Consider the following 20,687-nt stretch of genomic DNA (forward strand, 5'->3'; position numbering starts at 1 on the left):
TGCGGGATAATGGCTTGGAAGCAATGTGTTCGATGCCGGGTACTAGGCGCCTGAATGGGGCCGTCGGCTGACGATGAGCTGGTTTCAGGAAGGGGAACGAGCATGGCGGCCATGAAGCCGCGGACGGGCGACGGCCCGCTCGAGGTCACCAAGGAGGGGCGGGGCATCGTCATGCGCGTACCGCTCGAGGGCGGCGGTCGGCTTGTCGTCGAGCTGACGCCGGACGAGGCGGACGCCCTGGGTGACGCCCTGAAGAAGGTCGTCGGCTGAATCGTCGGCACCATCTGCGTTCTGCATTCTCTGCGCTGCCCCGACCGCGATCTGCGGCCGGGGCAGCGTTGTGTCGTCCTCCAGGCCGCCCCATCCCCTTCCGGAGCCACGCCGTGACGTTCTCCCCGCCCGCGCCGCCCGCCTTCGCCGACTGCACGCCGCGTCAGAAGGCGGCCCGGGTCCTCTCCGACGTCCTGGCGCCGGCGAACTTGGTGGTGGCCCTCCTCCTGCTGATCGGCTGGCACAGCACCACCTCGTGGTCCGGCCTCGGCTGGGGGCTGCTCGCCGCGCTGTTCTGCGGCGCCGTCCCGATCGGGATCATCGTGCTCGGGGTCCGCCGCGGGGCGCTGACCGACCAGCACATCCGCGTACGGCGCCAGCGCGTGGTCCCGATGGCCCTGAGCCTGGTCTCCGTCGGCGCCGGGATCACCCTGCTGTACGGGCTCGACGCCCCCGAGGACGTCTTCGCGCTCGTCGTGGCGATGCTCGTCGGCCTCGTGTCGTCCCTGCTGGTCACCGTCGGCTGGCAGATATCCATCCACATGTCGGTGGCCGGCGGCTCCGTGATGATCCTGGCGCTCGTCTTCGGTCCGTCCGTGCTCCCTGCGGCGCTGATCGCCGCCGCCGTCGGCTGGTCCCGGCTGGCCCTGCGGGCGCACACGGCCGCCCAACTGCTCGCCGGCGCCGCCCTGGGCGGTACGGCGGCGCTCACCTTCTCCCTGGTGCGCTGAGACGCACGTACGGGGCACGCGGGGGCGGGGGACGCGGCGCGGGGCTCAGCGCCGCACGGCGCACAGCAGCCCGTCGCCCACCGGGAGCAGGGCGGCCTCCAGCGCGGGGCTCTCCCGGACGGCGCGCAGCAGTTCGCGGACGCGCAGCACCTCCACCGGCTGGGCCGCGGAGTCGACCGTACGGCCTTCGGAGAAGACTCCCTCGAAGCACACCAGTCCGCCGGGGCGCAGCAGACGCAACGATTCAGCAAGGTAGTCGAGGGACTCGGCCGGGTCGCCGTCGCAGAAGACGAGGTCGTACCCGCCGTCGGCGAGGCGGGGGAGCACGTCGAGTGCGCGGCCGGGGATGAACCGCGCGCGGTTGCCCGCGAAGCCCGCGGCGCGGAAGGCCTGGCGGGCGAAGGCCTGCCGGTCCGCTTCGGGATCCACCGTGGTCAGCACCCCGTCGGGGCGCATTCCGTGGAGCAGGTGGATGCCGGAGACGCCGGTTCCGGTACCGATCTCGGCGACCGCCTTGGCGTCCGCGGTGGCTGCCAGCAGGCGCAGCGCGGCCCCGGTGCCGGGAGAGACGGAGCGCAGGCCCGCTTCCCTGGACCGGTCGCGGGCCCATCGCAGAGCGTCGTCCTCGGCGACAAACGCGTCGGCGAACGCCCAGCTCGTCTGCCGGTTGCCGGTAATGACCCTCTCCTGTCCCCATAGTTGGCGCAACGGTGACTGTATCCGTTGACGTCGGGAACCCGCAGATGGGACCGGGCGTTGTGAAGGGTGTGGGCGGGATAAGAAGGGACGGTGCCGGGCAGATCGGCAGTCCAGGACCGCTCCGCGGCTTAAGACTCGCGTAAAGATACTGCAAAAATGCTTATCCGGAGCTGACAGAGGGGGTGGCTATGGTAGGGACTCCACTGGACACCACCAGAGCCGACAGGGGAGGTGCGGCTGCGCCTGTGGATCGTGGGGGCGTGTTCAGACGCCTCTTCTGGTCGGCGGGTGAGCCGAAATCCGTGACCGACATTGCTGACAGCTTCCACACCGCCGCCGCAACCACCGCGACCTTTGCCGCCGATGCGGGCTCCCAGGCGTGGACCCCTCCCTCATGGGAGGAGATCGTCAGCACGCACAGTGCGCGGGTCTACCGCCTCGCCTACCGGCTGACGGGTAACCAGCACGATGCCGAGGACCTGACCCAAGAGGTCTTCGTCCGCGTCTTCCGCTCGCTGTCCACGTACACGCCCGGCACGTTCGAGGGCTGGCTGCACCGCATCACCACGAACCTGTTCCTGGACATGGTCCGCCGCAAGCAGCGGATCCGCTTCGACGCGCTCGCCGACGACGCCGCCGAGCGGCTGCCCAGCCGCGAGCCCTCCCCGCAGCAGGTCCTGCACGACACGCACTTCGACGCGGACGTCCAGCAGGCGCTGGACACCCTCGCGCCCGAGTTCCGCGCGGCCGTGGTGCTGTGCGACATCGAGGGCCTGTCCTACGAGGAGATCGCCGCCACGCTCGGCGTGAAGCTCGGTACCGTGCGCAGCCGTATCCACCGGGGCCGTTCGCACCTGCGCAAGGCGCTCAAGCACCGCTCTCCCGCGGCCCGCGCCGAGCAGCGCGCGCTGGCCGGAGCGGCCGTCGGTGCGCCGGGCGCCGGGAGAGAGGGCGGAGCCGAGTGAGCGGAGTCAGTCCGTCCCCCGCCGAACAGCACCTGGGTGACCGGCTTGCCGCCCTGGTGGACGGCGAGCTGACGCACGACGTGCGTGAGCGCGTCCTGGCCCACCTGGCCACCTGCGCCAAGTGCAAGGCCGAAGCCGATGCCCAGCGTCGCCTGAAGACCATGTTCGTGGAGAGCGCGCCGCCGCCGCTGTCCGCCGGCCTGCTGGCCCGGCTGCAGGGGCTGCCGGGTGGCGGCCTCGACGGGCCGTCGGGGCTGTCGGGACCGTCCGGCTCCGCGGATCCGCACGGCAGCTCCGGTCTCCCGGGTCGCTCCGGCAACGACCCGCTCGCCTCGTTCGCGTACGCGTTGCCGACGGCCGCCGGGCCGCGTCAGGACGGCTTCCGGATCCACGAGGTGGGCCGTCCGCGCCGCCGGTTCGCCTTCGTCGCCGCCGGGGCCGTGTCGCTGGCCGCGATCGCGCTGGGCGGCGCGATGCCCCTGGAAGGCGCGGACCCGAACGTGCGGGGTACGACGCACCCGGCCGGGCCCGCACCCGCGTCCAGGCCCGGCCCCGCCGTGTCCGTGGCCGACGCGTCCGTCCGCGACCGGCCGCCCACGCCGGCCGGGGTACCGCTCCTCCTGTCGACCGTCACGCCCCCGCTCCCGCCGCTCCACCCCTCCGTGCAGAGTTCGGCCCGCCCGGTCTCACTGCTGCGCTGACCGGGGACCTGATTGAATCTGCGGCACATGCGGATAGGTACGCGGGGAGCGCCCATGGCCGACAGGCAGCAGACCGATCCGGCTCCACAGTGGTGGAGCCGGCCCGACGGCACGGCGGACGCGCGCCGCGAAGGGGTCCCCTCCCCGCGGCCCGAAGGCGTGACCGACGGCGAAGCCCAGGACGAAGACCGGCCCGCGCCCCAGGACGAGGCCCGGGCCGACGCGCAGGCGGCGGTCCGTGCGGTGCGCTACGACCCCTGGGGCGACCAGCCGTTGCAGGCCGTGGACCGGGGCAGGCGTGGCCCCGGCTTCCGGCTGTGGCAGGTCGCGGCCCTCGCCGCGGGTACCGCCCTGCTGGCCGGCGGGATCGGCGGGTACCTCGGCGTGCTCGCCGAGCGGCAGAGCAGCACCCGCCTGGAACTGCCCCAGGCGGCCGTCGCCGACAAGGGCCGCGCGCCGGAGAGCGTCGCGGGCATCGCGGCCACGGCCCTCCCCGGCGTGGTCACCCTGCACGTGCGGGGCGCGTCGAGCAGCGGCACCGGCACCGGCTTCGTACTCGACCAGCAGGGCCACATCCTGACCAACAACCACGTGGTCGCCGACGCCAAGGAGATAACGGTCACCTTCAGCACCGGCGAGAGCGTCACCGCCGAGCTGGTGGGCCGCGACTCCGGGTACGACCTGGCCGTGGTCAAGGTCAGCGGGGTGCGGGGGCTCCAGCCGCTGAGCCTCGGCAACTCCGAGAACGTGAAGGTCGGCGACCCGGTGGTGGCCATCGGGGCCCCGTTCGACCTGTCCAACACCGTCACCGCCGGCATCATCAGCGCCACCGGCCGGCCGGTCACCGCGGGCGGCGACAAGGGCGACGGCAGCGACATCAGCTACGTGGACGCCCTCCAGACCGACGCCCCCATCAACCCCGGGAACTCCGGCGGCCCCCTCCTCGACGCAAAGGCCCACGTGGTCGGCATCAACAGCGCGATCCGGGGCGCCGACAAGGACGATCCCGCGCGGCAGGGCGGCTCCATCGGGCTCGGTTTCGCCATTCCGATCAACCAGGGCAAGCGCGTCGCCGAGGAGCTCATCCGCACCGGCCGCGCCACGCACCCCGTCATCGGGGTCACCCTGGACATGCAGTACACGGGTGACGGCGCCCGGGTCGGGGACAAGGGCGAGGACGGCAAGCCGGCCGTGACCGCCGGCGGCCCGGCCGCCCGCGCCGGAGTCAAGGCCGGCGACGTGATCACCAAGGTCGACGGCCAGCGCGTGCGCGGCGGTGACGAACTGATCATCAAGATCAGGGCCCACCGCCCGGGGGACCCGCTGACCCTCACCGTGCTCCGCGAGGGCCGCGAGCGGACACTCGAAGTGGTCCTCGGATCGGCAGACGGCTCTTAGGAGCACTGGGGTACCGTGTGTCCGGGCCCGCAGTGAAGAGAGCCGAGGAGCGGCAAGGTGTTCAACGACATAGGAGCACTCGAACTCGTCACGATCGTGGTGCTCGCCATTCTCGTCTTCGGCCCGGACAAACTGCCCAAGGTCATTCAGGACGTGACGGGCGTCATCCGGAAGATCCGTGCGTTCTCGGACAGCGCCAAGCAGGACATCCGCTCCGAACTCGGCCCGGAATTCAAGGACTTCGAGTTCGAGGACCTGAACCCGAAGACCTTCATCCGCAAGCAGCTGACCGAGAACGAGGACCTCAAGGAGCTCCGCAGCAGCTTCGATCTCCGCAAGGAGCTGAACGACGTCACCGACGCCGTCAACAGCAAGGAGACGGACCTCCCGTCGGCCGCCACGCCCGGCGACGGCACCGGTCCCGACCTGCTGAAGAAGCCCGCCGCGCCCGCCTCCGACCAGCGCGCCCGCTTCGACGCCGACGCCACCTGACGCGCGACCTGCCCGGCGATCGGGGGTGGGATGGCTATCCTCCATGAGTCCGGATCCAGGATGCCCGCGGGGGGCTGGCCGTTCCGGACCCCACGGAACGAGAGGCCGCTCAGATGGAGACGACGAGCAGTAGTCGGGTAGGGGCGCAGACCGCCGATACGCCCGCCCACGCCGCCGCACCCGCGCAGGAACCGCAGACCACCACGCAGCCGCAGGAGGCCGCCGCTCCCGTCCCGGCGGCCCGCCGGACGGCCGGGGGGTTCCTGGCGGCCGACTTCCCCTGGTACGGGCTGGACGGGGCCTTCACCGGCCCCCGCTGGCTCATGCAGGTCGGCACCGGCGCCGACGGCACCGTCGAGCACGGATCCACCGGCCACGGCGACGAGCCGTCCGCCCGCGGCGAGATCGCCACCGGTGAGAAGGAGCGCTTCGCGGTGGTCGTCACCGTCGCGAGCAACCCGGTCCGGCGCAGCGGCGACGGCACCGGCACCCTGGAGGCCACCTCGGTCTCCTCGGCGGCCTGGCTGGCCGGGTCGGGGCTGCTGGCCTACAGCTGGCCCGGGCAGATGGACCACTCCCTGCGCAGCGACTGGCTCGACCAGCAGACCGAGGCCGCGTGGGAACTCGCGGACGATCTCGCGGGGCCGGACTGGTCGACGCTGTCGCTGCCGGTGGACGGGGAGCCGACGCCGTTCCACTACCGCGAGTCGGAGTTCGGCTGGGTGCTCGCCGGGTCCACCAGCAGCGGGGTGCACCTCGGCGCCTACGGCCGGGGCATGAGCGCGTACGGCCTCGGCTTCTCGGTCATCGGCGACCTGGCGGCGTACGAGTAGGGGTCGCGCGGGCAACGCGAAGGGGCGCCGCTCGTCGAGCGGCGCCCCTTCGCGTGCGCGGCGGGAATCAGAACTTGTTGCGCGGGGTGATGCCGAGCGACATGCCCGACAGGCCGCGCGCGCGGCCGCCCAGCTTGCCAGCGATCGACCGCAGGGCAGCGCCCGCCGGGGAGTCGGGGTCGGACAGCACGACGGGCTTGCCCTCGTCGCCGCCCTCGCGCAGCCGGACGTCGATCGGGATGGAGCCCAGCACCGGCACCGTCGCGCCGACCGTCTTCGTCAGCCCGTCGGCGACCTTCTGGCCACCGCCCGAGCCGAAGACGTCCACCATCTCGTCACAGTGCGGGCACGGCAGGCCCGACATGTTCTCGACGACGCCGACGATCTTCTGGTGGGTCTGCACGGCGATCGAGCCGGCCCGCTCCGCGACCTCGGCGGCCGCCTGCTGCGGCGTGGTGACGACCAGGATCTCGGCATTCGGCACCAGCTGGGCCACCGAGATCGCGATGTCACCGGTGCCCGGCGGCAGGTCCAGCAGCAGCACGTCCAGGTCGCCCCAGAACACGTCCGCCAGGAACTGCTGGAGGGCGCGGTGCAGCATCGGCCCGCGCCACACCACCGGCGCGTTGCCCGGGGTGAACATGCCGATGGAGATGACCTTCACGCCGTGCGCCGACGGCGGCATGATCATGTTCTCGACCTGGGTGGGGCGGCCGTCCACACCGAGCATGCGCGGCACGCTGTGCCCGTAGATGTCCGCGTCGACCACGCCGACCTTCAGGCCGTCCGCCGCCATCGCCGCGGCCAGGTTGACCGTGACCGAGGACTTGCCGACGCCACCCTTGCCGGACGCGACCGCGTACACACGGGTCAGCGAGCCCGGCTTGGCGAACGGCACCTCGCGCTCGGCGGTCCCGCCGCGCAGGCTGTTCGCCAGCTCCTTGCGCTGCTCGTCGCTCATCACGTCGAGGGAGACCGCGACCGAGGTGACGCCCGCGACCCGCTCGACGGCCTCGGTGACGTTCTTGGTGATGGTCTCGCGCATGGGACAGCCCGACACCGTCAGGTAGACGGTGACGGCGACCGCGCCGCCGTCACCGATCTCCACCGATTTCACCATGCCGAGCTCGGTGATCGGCCGGTGGATCTCGGGGTCGTTCACCGTCGCCAGCGCATCGAGGATCGCGTCCTGCTCAGGCACTGCGGCGGCGTCGGCGGAGCTTGTGTCGGTAGCCATGCCCCGATGGTACGGCTCGGTAGCACGGCTCAGGAAAGCCCGTCAGCGGTCGCCTTCGTCACGTTCCTGCGGGAATAGCCGCCGCTCGTCCATCTCCTTGATCAGATCCTGGAACTCGGACCTGATCCAGTCACGCGTGGCGACCTCGCCCAGACCCATCCGCAGGGCCGCGATCTCCCGCGTCAGGTACTCGGTGTCGGCGATGGAGCGCTCGTTCTGCTTGCGGTCCTGCTCCAGGTTGACCCGGTCCCGGTCGTCCTGCCGGTTCTGCGCGAGCAGGATCAGCGGAGCGGCGTACGAGGCCTGCAGCGACAGCATCAGCGTCAGGAAGATGAACGGGTACTCGTCCCAGCGCAGGCCCTCCGGCGCGAAGATGTTCCACAGCACCCAGATGATGATGACGACCGTCATCCAGACGATGAACCGGCCCGTGCCGAGGAACCGCGCCACCCGCTCCGACAGCCGCCCGAACGCCTCCGGGTCGTACTCCGGCAGCAGCCGCCGGCGCGCCGGGCGCGGCAGGTCCAGCCGGGCCCGCGAACGCGTCAGCGCGCTCGAACCGGTCGACGGCGCGAACTGACCGGCCTTCGCCCGCTCGCCGCGCTCGAAGGAGGAACGTTCCACCCGCTCCGCGGCGGCCTCCGCCTGCCCGTGCTCGCGCGCCTGCCGCCGCGCCTGCTCGCGCCGCTCCCTGATCTGCTCGCGCCGCCGCTCACGCGACTGGTCGCCGCGCCCCCGCTCAGTGGCCACCCACGGCCTCCTCCGAGTGGAAGTCCGTCTCGCGCCAGTCCTCGGGCAGCAAGTGGTCCAGTACGTCGTCCACCGTCACCGCGCCCAGCAGCGAACCGCTCTCGTCGACCACCGGCACGGCCACCATGTTGTACGCGGCCAGGTAGCTGGTCACCACGGGCAGCGAGGCGTCCGGCCGCAGCGGCGCCAGGCCCGTGTCCACGATCGAGCTGACCAGCGTGAACGGAGGATCGCGCAGCAGCCGCTGGAAGTGCACCGTGCCCAGGTACTTGCCCGTCGGCGTCTCGTCCGGCGGCCGGCACACGTACACCTGCGCCGCCAGCGCCGGCGACAGGTCCGACTGCCGTACGCGGGCCAGCGCGTCCGCGACCGTCGCGTCCGGCCGCAGCACGATCGGCTCGGTGGTCATCAGACCGCCGGCCGTCCGCTCCTCGTAGGACATCAGGCGCCGCACGTCGGCCGCGTCGTCCGGCCGCATCAGCGTGAGCAGCCGCTCCTTGTCGTCCTCCGGCAGCTCGGACAGCAGGTCGGCCGCGTCGTCCGGGTCCATCGCCTCCAGGACGTCGGCGGCGCGCTCCTCCTTCAGCTTGCCGAGGATCTCCACCTGCTCGTCCTCCGGCAGCTCCTCCATGACGTCCGCGAGCCGGTCGTCGTCGAGGGCGTTGGCCACCTCGGCGCGCCGCTTCGGCGACAGGTGGTGCAGTACGTTCGCCACGTCGGCCGGGCGCATCTGCTCGAAGGTCGCGACCAGGTTCTCGGCGCCCTGCCCGTGCTCCTCCAGCGAGAAGCCGGTGACGGCGGACCACTCCACGGTCAGGGTCTCGCCGCGGCGGCGCAGCGCGCCCCCCTTGCCCTTCCGTACGAAGATCTTGTCGATCTCCCAGTCCCGGCGGGCCGGCAGCTGCTGGATGGCCACGTCCAGGACGGTGACCTCCTCGCCGGTCGCGGTCAGCGTCACCCGGCGGTCCAGCAGCTCACCGAGGACCATCCGCTCGGTGGGGCGCTGCTCGAAGCGCCGCATGTTGACGACACCGGTGGTGATGACCTGCCCGGACTCCACGCCCGTGACCCGGGTCATCGGCAGGAAGATCCGGCGCCTGCTGACCACCTCGACCACCAGGCCCAGCAGCCGCGGCGGGCGTCCGCCGACGCGCAGCATCGCCACGAGGTCACGGACCCGGCCGACCTGGTCGCCGTTGGGGTCGAATACGGGGACACCCGACAGATGCGAGACGAAGATCCGCGGGGCGCCTGCAGCCATCCGAGCGCCTCCTAGAGCGTCAATCAACAGTCCTGCCGCCCCTCAGGCTAGCCCGTGCCCGCGGCAAGCGTCCTGGTGGGGCGGTCCGCCCGGGGATCCCCACGGGGGCCGGTGGGCGTAAGCCTACGGGCGGGAACCGCCGGGACCGGAGCGGCCGGCTCGTGCTGCTCCCGGTCTCCCCGGACCGTTCGGGGAGACGACCGGCCGGTCCGGTGGGGAGTGATCCGGCCGACAGCGGCCGCCATCACGGGGAAAGGTACGCTGCCTGCTGCTCGAAGAGAACCGACGAGAGGCACCCGCACGTGACCGCCTACTTCCCTGCCGCGCGGCTGCGCCGGGCCGCCTTCATCGGTGTGTTGTGCGCGGGCCTCGCCGTCACAGGTACGGGCTGCGGGGACGATCCCGACAAGGGGACGAACGGGATCGGCAAGCTGCCCGCCGACAAGATCGAGGCGAAGGCGAAGGAGGCCGCGGGCGGAGCGGACTCGGTGCACCTGTCCGGCACGCTGGTGAGCGGCGGCAAATCGTTCACCCTCGACATGCGGCTGAAGTCGGACGGCGGCTCGGGCGAGGTGAAGTCCCAGGACGACACCTTCCAGGTGCTGCGGGTGGGGGAGCAGCTGTACCTGAAGGCGAGCGCGGCGTTCTGGGGCAAGTCCGACTCGGCGGGCAAGCTCGGCGACAAGTACGTGAAGGTGCCCGAGGGCGACCCCTCCTACAAGCAGTTCCGCGGCTTCACCGACATGCACGTGCTGCTGGACGGGCTGATGGGGCTTCAGGGCAAGCTCGCCAAGGGGTCCTACACCAAGGTCGGGCACACCCGCGCGGTCCAGGTGACGGCGGACGCGGGCAAGGGGGGCAAGCTCTCGGTGTCCCTGGAGGGGACCCCGTACCCGCTGATGATGGAGCGCGCCGGAGGCGCCGGCCGGGTGGAGCTCGCCGAGTGGGGCAAGCCCTTCCCGCTCGCCGCGCCCGCGCAGGACCAGACCGTCGACTACGGGTCCCAGCTGCCGACGACCAAGGACGGCGAGACGAAGGCCCCGGAGAGCACCAAGGGCTCCGGCCAGGGCTCCAACCCCACCAATCCGTAGCCGCGTCTAGCGAGCCGCCTTCTTCCGCTTCAGCAGCAGCTTCGGCAGGCCCGCCGGGATGGGCCTGCGCGTGATGGCCGGCGAGGCCAGCGGGGCCGCGGCCAGGGAGCCGCCCGGCAGCGTGGACACCGCTTCCGGCTCCAGGCGCAGCAGCCGGCACTCCCGCGCCCACCGCTCCGTCATCTCTTCCGAGTCGGGCGCGTTCAGCCGCTTGCCCTTGAGCTCGGCGACGGCCGCCTTCCACTCCTCGCCGCGCGGCGGGAGCTCCCGTACCGTCGCCGTCCAGGCCACCAGCCGGCCGCCCTTGTCCTTGCTCCGCACGGTCACCTCGGCGGCCGCGCCGTCGGCCAGCCCCGGGAACGGCTGCTCGCCGGGCCCGTCGCCCAGTACGTGGGCCGCGCCGTCGACCCAGGCGTGCCACAGGGCGCGGTCGTCCCCGGCGCCGCGGACCCAGATCAGGCCGGACTTCTTGGTGGCCTCCTCGACGAGGGCCAGGTCGAGCGTGCTGAGAGTCATGCGGACAGGGTAGGGGGTGCTTCCCGCGGTGCTACAGCCAGCCGTGGCGGCGCAGCGCGCGGTGGATGGTGAAGCAGATGCCGACGATCGAGGCCATCACCATCGGGTAGCCGTACTTCCACTGGAGTTCCGGCATGTGCTCGAAGTTCATCCCGTACACCCCGCAGATCATCGTGGGGACGGCGATGATCGCCGCCCAGGAGGTGATCTTGCGCATGTCCTCGTTCTGGGCGACCGTCGCCTGCGCGAGGTTCGCCTGGAGGATCGAGTTCAGCAGCTCGTCGAAGCCCACGACCTGCTCGTGCACCCGCGCCAGGTGGTCGGCGACGTCGCGGAAGTACTTCTGGATGTCGGGGTCCACCAGCCGCATCGGGCGCTCGCTCAGCAGCTCCATCGGACGCAGCAGCGGCGAGACCGCCCGCTTGAACTCCAGTACTTCGCGCTTGAGCTGGTAGATGCGGCCCGCGTCACCGCCGCGCGTACCGCCCTTCGCGGGCGCGGCGAAGACCTCGCTCTCCACCTCGTCGATGTCGTCCTGCACGGCCGCCGCGACCGCGATGTAACCGTCGACGACGTGGTCGGCGATGGAGTGCAGCACGGCCGAGGGACCCTTGGAGAGGAGGTCCGGGTCGTCCTGGAGGCGGTGGCGCAGCCCCTTGAGCGAGCCCTGGCCCCCGTGCCGGACGGTGATGACGAAGTCGGGGCCTGTGAAGCACATCACCTCGCCGGTCTCCACGACCTCGCTGGTGGAGGTCAGTTCGGCGTGCTCGACGTAGTGGATCGTCTTGAAGACGGTGAAGAGCGTGTCGTCGTAGCGCTCCAGCTTCGGCCGCTGGTGCGCGTGCACCGCGTCCTCCACGGCCAGCGGGTGCAGGCCGAACGTCGCCGCGATCCCCGCGAACTCCGCCTCGGTCGGCTCGTGCAGGCCGATCCAGGCGAAGCCGCCGTCCTCGCGGACCCGGCGGATCGCCTCACGGGGCGTCAGGCAGGCCGGCCCCAGCACGCGCCGGCCCTCGCGGTACACGGCGCAGTCGACCACGGCGCTGCTCGCGGACGGATCGCGGGTGGTGTCGTATCCGGGCTGGGCCGGGCTGGACTTGCGCAGTGCCGGGCGGACGGCGGCACGGATGTAGGGCAGCATCGACATGGCAGGCTCCTTCGCGCGCACGGCTGCGGACCGTACGGGTGGGAGGCCTTCCGTGGGCGCGGGCGGGCAGGCCCGGCGGACGGAAGGAAACAGGACGGGAGGACAAAGTTCTGCCGTCGCTCTTCTACTGATCAGAAGATCAATGGGCGCGGGAGGCGCCCGTCACAGAAGTGGAAGAGCGATTGGTACTGCACGATCGACTTCGATCCACCGCAGCCCCACCTCCTCCGGCCGGTCCCCCGTGAGAGACGTCCTGTCGTCCAGGCCTTGAAACAACGCGTCTGCGTGCGGCCCGAACCAGCTGTCAACACTATCAGCCGACGGATGGTCAAGACCCGCCCTTTACCCGGCTGATACGAGTTCTATGCTCACTTCATGGCAGAAATTCTGGCCCTCGTTGAGGCTCGGCTCCGCACCGCGTTCGGCGTACCCGACGCACGCGCCGCCGTCACCTTCCTGGGCACCGACCGCATCGAGGTACTCCGCTTCACCGAGGGCGACCTGGTGCGGTACGCGACCCTCGGGATGTCCGCGCACCCGATGACCGACCCGACCGCCGTGGTCGCGGACCCCGTACGCGGGCCGCGCGCCGAGCTGGTCCTGACCGTACGGGGCGGACTCGCGCCCACCGACAAACTACTCAGGCCGCTCGCGGTACTGGCCGCCTCCCCGCAGGTGGAGGGGCTGATCGTGGCCCCCGGGGCCTCGCTGGACGTGGGCGAACCGCTCTGGGACGGGGCCGCCTTCAGCTCCGTCCTGGTCGCGGAGCCGGGGGGTCTGGTGGAGGACCTGGAGCTGGACGAGCCCATGGACCCGGTGCGGTTCCTGCCGCTCCTGCCCATGACGGCGAACGAGGCCGCCTGGAAGAGGGTGCACGGCGCGGCCGCCCTCCAGGAACGCTGGCTCGCGCGCGGCACGGATCTGCGGGATCCTCTGCGTACCGCAGTCGCACTGGACTGAGCCCGGACGGGTGATCGCGTCTTGACGGCGCGCCGGGCGGGGAGGAGCGTGGCTTCTTATGAGGGGCGAACCAAGTTGCCCGAAGTGCGGTGGCCGGGTCAGGGCGCCCGGTCTCTTCTCCGACACCTGGCAGTGCTCCGTGCACGGCACTGTCCATCCCCTGCAACCCGTGATCCCGCCCAGCGTCGAGGGCTTGAGCGTGGTCGTCCACCGGACGCAGGTACCGGTGTGGATGCCGTGGCCCCTCCCGGTGGGGTGGCTGTTCACCGGGGTGGCGTCCGCCGGGGACGACCGCAGCGGGGGACGGGCGACGGCGGTGGCCTGTTCGGGTCCCGGTCCGCTGGGCGGCATCGGTGAGCTGCTGTTGGTCGCCGAGGAGCTGGGCGTGGGGCTCGGCGCGCGGTTCGCGGGCATCGACGGGCCGGACCCCGGCACCTACATCGACGTATCGGCGCCGCCGCACGCCAAGGTGGTCGCGGCCGGCCGGCCGACACCGCTGTGGCACGTCAAGGGAAGCCCCGACGACCGGGCCGTCTTCGCGGGCGAGGCGCGGGGCCTGTGGCTCTGGGCGATCGTCTGGCCGGAGCAGTCCGGCCTCCTGATGTACGACGAGCTCGTCCTCACCGACCTCCGCGACGCGGGAGCGGAGGTCGAGCTCCTTCCGTGCGGGGCCCTGAGCCCGCGCATCCTGGGCCCGACCTAAGCGGCCTCGGGGACGTGCCCCACTTCCCCGAGGCCGCTTAGACACCGCTGATCAGGGGGGACCTTCGGCCCGGTTATCCTGGAGTGCCCCCCATCCGTACGCAGACCCATGGAGCCCGGCTGTGCGCATCGACCTGCACGCCCACTCCACGGCCTCCGACGGTACGGACACCCCCGCCGAGCTGGTCCGCAATGCCGCCGCCGCGGGGCTGGACGTGGTCGCGCTGACCGACCACGACACCGTGGGCGGATACGCCGAGGCCCTTGCCGCGCTTCCCGCCGGGCTGACGCTGGTGACCGGGGCCGAGCTGTCCTGCAGGCTGGACGGGGTCGGGCTGCACATGCTCGCGTACCTCTTCGACCCCGAGGAGCCCGAGCTCGCCCGTGAGCGGGAGCTCGTACGGGACGACCGCACGCCCCGCGCCCAGACCATGGTCGGCAAGCTGCGGGCGCTCGGCGTGGACGTCACCTGGGAACAGGTGGCCCGGATCGCCGGCGAGGGTTCCGTGGGGCGGCCGCACATAGCGACCGCGCTCGTCGAGCTGGGTGTCGTACCCACCGTCTCCGACGCGTTCACGCCCGACTGGCTCGCCGACGGCGGCCGCGCGTACGCGGAGAAGCACGAACTCGACCCCTTCGACGCCATCCGCTTGGTCAGGGCGGCCGGAGGCGTCACCGTCTTCGCCCACCCCGCGGCCGTCATGCGCGGCGAGTGCGTGCCCGAGTCCGCGATAGCCGAGCTGGCGGCGGCGGGCCTGGACGGCATCGAGGTGGACCACATGGACCACGACACCGCCACCCGGGCGCGTCTGCGCGGCCTGGCGGCGGACCTCGGACTGCTGACCACCGGATCCAGCGACTACCACGGCAGCCGCAAGACCTGTCGCCTCGGGGACTACACCACCGATCCCGAGATCTACGGCGAGATCACGCGCCGCGCGACCGGGGCCTTCCCCGTGCCCGGCGCCGGCGGAGGCGTCCGCGCGTAAGCGCCGCTCCGCCCTTCCCGCTTTTCTTCACACCCCTTATCTGCAAGGCATCACTGTGTTCGACTTCGCCATCTTCGGATCCCTTTTTCTCACCCTTTTTGTGATTATGGACCCGCCGGGGATCACGCCGATCTTCCTCGGCCTGACCTCCGGCCGCCCCGTCAAGGTGCAGCGCCGGATGGCCTGGCAGGCGGTCTGCGTGGCCTTCGGCGTCATCGCCGTCTTCGGGGTCTGCGGCCAGCAGATCCTGGACTACCTGCACGTCTCCGTCCCGGCCCTGATGATCGCCGGTGGTCTGCTGCTGCTGCTCATCGCCCTCGACCTGCTCACCGGCAAGAACGACGAGCCGAAGCAGACCAAGGACGTGAACGTCGCCCTCGTCCCGCTGGGCATGCCGCTGCTGGCCGGGCCCGGCGCGATCGTGTCCGTGATCCTGGCCGTGCAGAAGGCGGACGGGATCAGCGGGCAGGTCTCCGTCTGGTCCGCGATCATCGCCATGCACGTCGTCCTGTGGATCACGATGCGCTACTCGCTCGTGATCATCCGGGTCATCAAGGACGGCGGCGTGGTCCTCGTGACGCGGCTCGCCGGCATGATGCTGTCCGCGATCGCCGTCCAGCAGATCATCAACGGCGTGCTCCAGGTCGTCCAGGGCAGCTGACCGCAGGCGCAGGACGCGCGAACGCCCCCGCACCGGTATCGGTGCGGGGGCGTCGACGTGTGTGCGGTGCGTGCGGCGTCAGCAGGACGCCGTCTCGGCCGGTCGGATCAGGATGCGCTGGCCGACTGCGGCCGCCTGCTGCACGATCCGGTTGACGGAGGCCGCGTCCACGACGGTGCTGTCCACGGCGGATCCGTCGACGTCGTCCAGGCGCAGAATCTCGAAGCGCACGGGGCTTCTCCCTTCGTCGGTGTCTCTCCTTGCAGAGGGTTCAACGAAGTGTAAGAGGCAAACATTCCCTACGCTAAGGAAATTTTTTCACACGCTAACGACTGTCGTGGGGCTACCGGGCGCGGGAGTCCCAGAAAGCGGCCAGCGCATCGGCTGTGACCTGCGGATTCTCCGCATTGGGGGAGTGCTCGGCCCCCTCGACGACCACACGCGACGCGCCCAAGCGGTCCGCCATGTCATCCATCAGCGGCACCGGCCACGCGTAGTCCACCGCTCCGGACAGCACCAGCTTGGGGAGCGGGACGGCCGCCAGTTCGGCGACCCGGTCCGGCTCCGAGAGCAGCACCCGGCCCGTCGTGATCAACTGCTCGGGCACGGTGGCCAGCCACCGCCCGCGCAGGAAGGCCGCCAGTTCGGGGGAGTCGGGGACGGCATCCTCCGGGTCCTGCGCGCGCATGGCCGCCCACACCGCCGGCATGCTTTCGGCGGGCGGCATCTCGCGCAGTGACTCCAGCGCGGCCACCAGCAGCTTCGTGCGCGCCTGCTGCTCTTCCGAGATCGCGGCGGGCCCGCTGCTCATCAAGGTCAGCGAGGCGAAGGGCGCCGGATCGCGCAGCACGGCCGCGCGCGAGATCAGCCCGCCGAGCGAGTGGCCGACCAGGTGCAGGGGGCCCTCGCCCAGGGCGTGGGCCTGCGCGAGGACGTCCAGCGCCAGCTCCTCCAGGGTATACGCCGACTCCTCGCGCGGCCCCGGGGTCTCGTACTGGCCGCGCCCGTCCACCGCGACCACCCGGTACCCGGCGGCGGTCAGCGGCTCCAGGAGGGCGATGAAGTCCTCCTTGCTCCCCGTGAAACCGGGGACCAGCAGAGCGGTGCCACGGGCGCCCCCGCCCGCCTCGTGCACGGCGAAGTCGCCACGGGCGGTCGGGAGGCGGCGGGCGCGGGCGGCGGACGGCAGGGTGAGGCGCGGCGGCTTGCTCATGGCCCGAGGTTACCGGCCCGTACGAAGCGCTCCGGCGGGGGTACGCCGATGGCCCGGCCCCCTCGGACAGGGGGCCGGGCCATCGGGCCGTGCTTACGCCTCGGGCGCGGCCGCGGCCTTGCGGGTGCGGGTGCGCTTCGGCTTGGCCGGAGCGTCCTCGGCCGCCGCGGCGGCCGGAGCCTCCGGGGCGACTTCCGCGACCTTGCGGGTGCGGGTGGTGCGGCGGGCCTTGACCGGCTCCACGGGCGGAGCCATCTGGAAGTCAGGCTCCGGGTCGGCTGCGACGACCTTGCGCGGGCGCACAGCGCGGCGGGGCTTCTCCGGGGCTTCCTCGACCGGGGCGACCGGGGTCACCGGGGCGGCCTCCGCGACCTTGCGGGTCCGGGTGCGCTTCGGCGTCGCCGGAGCCTCCTCGGCCACCGCGGCCGGGGCCGGGGTCGGGGCCTCGACCACGGCCGCCTCGGCGACAGCGGCGACGGCCTTGCGGGTGCGGGTGCGCTTCGGCTTGACCGGAGCCTCCACAGCGGCCTCGGCGACCGCGACGGCCACCGGGGCCTCGACCACGGCGACCGGAGTCACCACGGCGGCCTCGTCCACCGCGGCGGCGGGCGCCGGGACGACCGCGGCACCGGCGGCCACGCGGGTCCGGCGACGGCGCGGCCTGCGCGGCTCGTCGGCGGCCGGAGCCTCGGCCACGGGCGTGACGGCGGCGGACTCGGCGCCGAGCTCGGACCCGCCCCGCGTACGGCGGCGCTGACGCGGCGTACGGGTACGGGCCGGACGCTCCTCGGCCACCACGGCGGCCGCGGCCGGGCCGGAGCGGCCACCGCGGCCACCGCGGCCACCGGTCTCGCCCAGGTCCTCAAGGTCCTCGGCCTTCAGGCCGGCCCGCGTGCGCTCGGCGCGCGGCAGGACGCCCTTGGTGCCGGCCGGGATGTTCATCTCCTCGAACAGGTGCGGGGACGTGGAGTACGTCTCGACCGGGTCGTGGAAGTCCAGCTCCAGCGCCTTGTTGATCAGCTGCCAGCGCGGGATGTCGTCCCAGTCGACCAGGGTGACGGCGATGCCCTTGTTGCCCGCGCGGCCGGTGCGGCCCACGCGGTGCAGGAAGGTCTTCTCGTCCTCCGGCGTCTGGTAGTTGATGACGTGGGTGACACCCTCCACATCGATGCCGCGCGCGGCGACGTCGGTGCACACCAGCACGTCGACCTTGCCGTTGCGGAACGCGCGCAGCGCCTGCTCACGCGCGCCCTGGCCCAGGTCGCCGTGGACGGCGCCGGACGCGAAACCGCGCTTCTCCAGCTGCTCGGCGATGTCCGCCGCCGTGCGCTTGGTGCGGCAGAAGATCATGGCCAGGCCACGGCCCTCGGCCTGCAGGATGCGGGAGACCAGCTCCGGCTTGTCCATGTTGTGCGCACGGAAGACGTGCTGCTTGATGTTGGCGACGGTCACGCCCTCGCCCTCGGGCGAGGTGGCGCGGATGTGCGTCGGCTGCGTCATGTACCGGCGGGCCAGGCCGATGACCGCGCCCGGCATGGTCGCCGAGAACAGCATGGTCTGACGCTTCGGCGGCAGGTAGTTGATGATCTTCTCGACGTCGGGCAGGAAGCCCAGGTCGAGCATCTCGTCGGCCTCGTCCAGGACCAGGGCCCGGACGTGCGACAGGTCGAGCTTCTTCTGGCCGGCCAGGTCGAGCAGGCGGCCCGGGGTGCCGACGATGATGTCGACGCCCTTCTTGAGCGCCTCGACCTGGGGCTCGTACGCGCGGCCGCCGTATATGGCGAGCACGCGGACGTTGCGGACCTTGCCGGCGGTCAGGAGGTCGTTGGTGACCTGGGTGCACAGCTCGCGGGTGGGAACCACCACGAGGGCCTGCGGGGCGTCGGTCAGCTGCTCGGGCTTGGCCCGGCCCGCCTCGACGTCCGCGGGGACGGTGACCCGCTCCAGCAGCGGAAGGCCGAAACCGAGCGTCTTGCCGGTTCCGGTCTTGGCCTGGCCGATGACGTCCGTGCCGGAAAGGGCGACGGGGAGGGTCATCTCCTGGATCGGGAAGGGGGACACAATGCCGACGGCCTCAAGGGCTTCGGCCGTCTCGGGAAAGATCCCGAGGTCTCGGAACGTAGTCAGGGTGCTGCCTCTTCTGTGAGACGCGGCGCGAGGCGGCGAGGGGGGTCGTACCGTGCCGGGCTTGCAGTACTACGACGTACATACGAAGCTGCGCGGGACCACTAAGCCTTCGCTCAAGCGCTTGTGCCGCTGAGGGGGCCCCTCAAGGGTGGCGGCACATGAACGCACGCACCACGCAGAGGGCGGGTCGGTTGGAGCCGATCGGGCCACCGACCGGGCATCCTCATTCGGATGGCCCGCCGAGTTTCCGGCAGGCGCATTACCACTGTACCCCGGAATCGCGCAGCTGTGTCGGGCGAATTCACCGGCCCGGCCCGTTTACGTGGACGGACCGTGTGGATGTGTGGTGGCGTGGAGCGTCTGCCGGACGGCTATTGTGCGGAGCATGTCGACCGTTGAAAACGCCTCGCCCGCCGACGACGGCGCCCCCGCCGAAGCCTCGGGCATCGCCGCCCAGGACTGGGCGACCGCCTCTGCCTCGCCGCAGTACCGGGCCGCCGTCGTGGACCTGCTCGGCGCGCTCGCGTACGGCGAGCTCGCGGCCTTCGAGCGCCTCGCGGAGGACGCGAAGCTCGCGCCCACCCTCGACGACAAGGCCGAGCTCGCCGCCATGGCCTCCGCCGAGTTCCACCACTTCGAGCAGCTGCGCGACCGGCTCGCGGCGATCGACGCCGAGCCCACCGCCGCCATGCAGCCCTTCGCCAAGGGCGTGGACGACTTCCACCGCCAGACCGCGCCGTCGGACTGGCTGGAAGGCCTGGTCAAGGCGTACGTGGGCGACTCGATCGCCAGCGACTTCTACCGCGAGGTGGCCAGCCACCTGGACACCGACACCCGCGCCCTCGTGCTCGGCGTGCTCGACGACACCGGCCACGGCAACTTCGCCGTGGAGAAGGTGCGCGCGGCCATCGAGGCGGACCCGCGCTGCGGCGGCCGCCTCGCGCTGTGGGCACGCCGGCTGATGGGCGAGGCCCTCTCGCAGGCCCAGCGCGTGGTCGCCGAGCGCGACGCGCTGTCCACCATGCTGGTCGGCGGCGTCGACGGCATGGCCGCGGGCTTCGACCTCGCCGCCGTCGGCGAGATGTTCACCCGGATCACCAAGGCGCACACCAAGCGGATGGCGGCCCTCGGCCTCGCCGCCTAGGCGCCCGTCCTCCCCTGCACACGTACGTCGGCCCCGGCGCGGAATCCTCCGCGCCGGGGCCGACGTACGTGAACGATCAGGAGCCCGGATCAGGGGCCGGGATCAGGGGTCAGCCCCGCGACGGGAGCGAAAACGGAGTCCTGTGCGAGGGCCTGCGGGGCCCGGCGGCCGGCCGGAGGAGCAGGGACAGGACCACGGCCGACACCAGCACGGCCCCGACGAAGGTCGCGGTCAGCGTGTTGTGTCCGGGGCCGAGCGCGAAGTGCGTCAGATAGGCCCCGAAGAGCGCCCCGAGCACTCCGCTGACCAGCACCACCCTCCGGTCGGGCAGCCGGCTGGCGAGCACCCGGGCGGCCGTAGCAGACAGGGCCAGCCCCAGCAGGGCCGAGCCGAACGTCTCCATCAGCAGCATGGGGTCCCTCCCATACGTCGGGGCATACCGAATCACTGCGGTCCTACCCGAAGCGGAGGAAAGGGAAACGGCCTGGTGGATTCAACCACCAGGCCGTTTCACACAGTTCTCGGCACGTCACGTGCCGCCGCGTCAGAGCGCGCCGAAACCGACCTTGCGCGCGCTGGGCTCGCCCAGGTCGACGTACGACAGGCGGTCGGACGGCACCAGGACCTTGCGGCCCTTGGTGTCGGTGAGGCTGAGCAGCGGCGCCTTGCCGGACAGCGCGGCGGCGACGATGGACTCCAGCTCCTCGGCGCTCAGGTCGCTCTCCAGCACGATCTCCCGGGGTGCGTGCTGCACGCCGATCTTGACCTCCACGGCTTTGTCCCTCCGACGATCCGGTTCG

At 71.9% G+C, this 20,687-nt stretch carries 24 protein-coding genes; 13 read left to right on the plus strand and 11 right to left on the minus strand.

The window, feature by feature from the left end; all coding sequences use genetic code 11:
* Nucleotides 1–102: 102 nt before the first annotated feature.
* On the plus strand, nt 103–270 hold the full coding sequence (locus OG429_RS24945) for a DUF3117 domain-containing protein (protein WP_003966491.1): 168 nt from the start codon (nt 103–105) through the stop codon (nt 268–270).
* A gap of 113 nt (nt 271–383) precedes the next feature.
* Nucleotides 384–1,001: a hypothetical protein gene (locus tag OG429_RS24950; RefSeq protein ID WP_328927491.1), complete on the plus strand. Its 618-nt coding sequence runs from the start codon at nt 384–386 to the stop codon at nt 999–1,001.
* 45 nt (nt 1,002–1,046) lie between these two features.
* Here the strand turns inward: OG429_RS24950 and OG429_RS24955 are convergent, their stop codons facing one another.
* Nucleotides 1,047–1,709 (minus strand): O-methyltransferase, encoded by a 663-nt coding sequence (locus OG429_RS24955; RefSeq protein ID WP_328927492.1) that lies wholly within the window; start codon nt 1,707–1,709, stop codon nt 1,047–1,049.
* A 179-nt stretch (nt 1,710–1,888) separates the two neighbouring features.
* On the opposite strand from OG429_RS24955, the gene sigE reads away from it, so the two are divergent.
* From sigE to OG429_RS24980, 5 genes are all read left to right on the plus strand, one after another.
* On the plus strand, nt 1,889–2,665 hold the full coding sequence (gene sigE, locus OG429_RS24960) for an RNA polymerase sigma factor SigE (protein ID WP_328927493.1): 777 nt from the start codon (nt 1,889–1,891) through the stop codon (nt 2,663–2,665).
* Entirely contained in the window at nt 2,662–3,366 is a 705-nt protein-coding gene (locus OG429_RS24965; protein WP_328927494.1) for a zf-HC2 domain-containing protein, read from the plus strand. Before sigE ends, OG429_RS24965 begins: the two co-directional genes overlap by 4 nt.
* Nucleotides 3,367–3,420: 54 nt before the next feature.
* Nucleotides 3,421–4,764: a S1C family serine protease gene (locus tag OG429_RS24970; protein ID WP_328927495.1), complete on the plus strand. Its 1,344-nt coding sequence runs from the start codon at nt 3,421–3,423 to the stop codon at nt 4,762–4,764.
* Between the two features lie 57 nt (nt 4,765–4,821).
* A complete protein-coding gene (locus tag OG429_RS24975; RefSeq protein ID WP_328927496.1) occupies nt 4,822–5,256 on the plus strand; it encodes a sec-independent translocase in 435 nt (144 codons plus the stop codon).
* A gap of 113 nt (nt 5,257–5,369) precedes the next feature.
* The gene (locus tag OG429_RS24980; protein ID WP_328927497.1) at nt 5,370–6,089 is read left to right on the plus strand and encodes a hypothetical protein; all 720 of its coding nucleotides are present in this window, start codon (nt 5,370–5,372) and stop codon (nt 6,087–6,089) included.
* Nucleotides 6,090–6,156: 67 nt separating this feature from the next.
* Here the strand turns inward: OG429_RS24980 and OG429_RS24985 are convergent, their stop codons facing one another.
* The 3 genes from OG429_RS24985 to OG429_RS24995 form a co-directional block, all read right to left on the minus strand.
* Complete coding sequence (locus OG429_RS24985; protein WP_328927498.1) at nt 6,157–7,326, minus strand: Mrp/NBP35 family ATP-binding protein; 1,170 nt, start codon at nt 7,324–7,326, stop codon at nt 6,157–6,159.
* A gap of 42 nt (nt 7,327–7,368) precedes the next feature.
* Nucleotides 7,369–7,875, minus strand: coding sequence for a DUF1003 domain-containing protein (locus OG429_RS24990; protein WP_405681364.1), 507 nt, complete (start codon nt 7,873–7,875; stop codon nt 7,369–7,371).
* A gap of 190 nt (nt 7,876–8,065) precedes the next feature.
* Entirely contained in the window at nt 8,066–9,337 is a 1,272-nt protein-coding gene (locus OG429_RS24995) for a magnesium transporter MgtE N-terminal domain-containing protein (RefSeq protein WP_328927499.1), read from the minus strand.
* Nucleotides 9,338–9,639: 302 nt separating this feature from the next.
* Between OG429_RS24995 and OG429_RS25000 the strand changes: the two genes are divergently transcribed.
* Nucleotides 9,640–10,428, plus strand: a complete 789-nt coding sequence (locus OG429_RS25000) for a hypothetical protein (RefSeq protein ID WP_328927500.1) — start codon at nt 9,640–9,642, stop codon at nt 10,426–10,428.
* Between the two features lie 6 nt (nt 10,429–10,434).
* Here OG429_RS25000 and OG429_RS25005 read toward each other — a convergent pair whose 3' ends face one another.
* A complete protein-coding gene (locus tag OG429_RS25005; protein WP_328927501.1) occupies nt 10,435–10,944 on the minus strand; it encodes a hypothetical protein in 510 nt (169 codons plus the stop codon).
* Between the two features lie 31 nt (nt 10,945–10,975).
* Nucleotides 10,976–12,091: a magnesium and cobalt transport protein CorA gene (locus OG429_RS25010; protein ID WP_328927502.1), complete on the minus strand. Its 1,116-nt coding sequence runs from the start codon at nt 12,089–12,091 to the stop codon at nt 10,976–10,978.
* 375 nt (nt 12,092–12,466) lie between these two features.
* On the opposite strand from OG429_RS25010, the gene OG429_RS25015 reads away from it, so the two are divergent.
* From OG429_RS25015 to OG429_RS25030, 4 genes are all read left to right on the plus strand, one after another.
* The gene (locus OG429_RS25015; RefSeq protein ID WP_328927503.1) at nt 12,467–13,051 is read left to right on the plus strand and encodes a suppressor of fused domain protein; all 585 of its coding nucleotides are present in this window, start codon (nt 12,467–12,469) and stop codon (nt 13,049–13,051) included.
* Nucleotides 13,052–13,109: 58 nt separating this feature from the next.
* Complete coding sequence (locus tag OG429_RS25020; protein ID WP_328927504.1) at nt 13,110–13,754, plus strand: DUF6758 family protein; 645 nt, start codon at nt 13,110–13,112, stop codon at nt 13,752–13,754.
* A gap of 121 nt (nt 13,755–13,875) precedes the next feature.
* Nucleotides 13,876–14,742 (plus strand): PHP domain-containing protein, encoded by an 867-nt coding sequence (locus OG429_RS25025; protein WP_328927505.1) that lies wholly within the window; start codon nt 13,876–13,878, stop codon nt 14,740–14,742.
* A gap of 55 nt (nt 14,743–14,797) precedes the next feature.
* Nucleotides 14,798–15,403, plus strand: coding sequence for a MarC family protein (locus tag OG429_RS25030; protein WP_328927506.1), 606 nt, complete (start codon nt 14,798–14,800; stop codon nt 15,401–15,403).
* Nucleotides 15,404–15,481: 78 nt separating this feature from the next.
* Here the strand turns inward: OG429_RS25030 and OG429_RS25035 are convergent, their stop codons facing one another.
* From OG429_RS25035 to OG429_RS25045, 3 genes are all read right to left on the minus strand, one after another.
* Nucleotides 15,482–15,634: a hypothetical protein gene (locus tag OG429_RS25035; RefSeq protein ID WP_215149874.1), complete on the minus strand. Its 153-nt coding sequence runs from the start codon at nt 15,632–15,634 to the stop codon at nt 15,482–15,484.
* 112 nt (nt 15,635–15,746) lie between these two features.
* Nucleotides 15,747–16,616 (minus strand): alpha/beta fold hydrolase, encoded by an 870-nt coding sequence (locus OG429_RS25040; protein ID WP_328927507.1) that lies wholly within the window; start codon nt 16,614–16,616, stop codon nt 15,747–15,749.
* 93 nt (nt 16,617–16,709) lie between these two features.
* On the minus strand, nt 16,710–18,653 hold the full coding sequence (locus OG429_RS25045; protein WP_328927508.1) for a DEAD/DEAH box helicase: 1,944 nt from the start codon (nt 18,651–18,653) through the stop codon (nt 16,710–16,712).
* A gap of 475 nt (nt 18,654–19,128) precedes the next feature.
* Between OG429_RS25045 and OG429_RS25050 the strand changes: the two genes are divergently transcribed.
* Nucleotides 19,129–19,887, plus strand: coding sequence for a ferritin-like fold-containing protein (locus OG429_RS25050; protein WP_328927509.1), 759 nt, complete (start codon nt 19,129–19,131; stop codon nt 19,885–19,887).
* A 109-nt stretch (nt 19,888–19,996) separates the two neighbouring features.
* On the opposite strand, the gene OG429_RS25055 is transcribed toward OG429_RS25050, so the two are convergent.
* Complete coding sequence (locus tag OG429_RS25055; protein WP_405678642.1) at nt 19,997–20,299, minus strand: hypothetical protein; 303 nt, start codon at nt 20,297–20,299, stop codon at nt 19,997–19,999.
* A gap of 132 nt (nt 20,300–20,431) precedes the next feature.
* The gene (locus OG429_RS25060) at nt 20,432–20,659 is read right to left on the minus strand and encodes a DUF3107 domain-containing protein (RefSeq protein ID WP_328927510.1); all 228 of its coding nucleotides are present in this window, start codon (nt 20,657–20,659) and stop codon (nt 20,432–20,434) included.
* Nucleotides 20,660–20,687 lie beyond the last annotated feature (28 nt).

Source organism: Streptomyces sp. NBC_00190, from assembly GCF_036203305.1.
GTDB lineage: Bacteria > Actinomycetota > Actinomycetes > Streptomycetales > Streptomycetaceae > Streptomyces.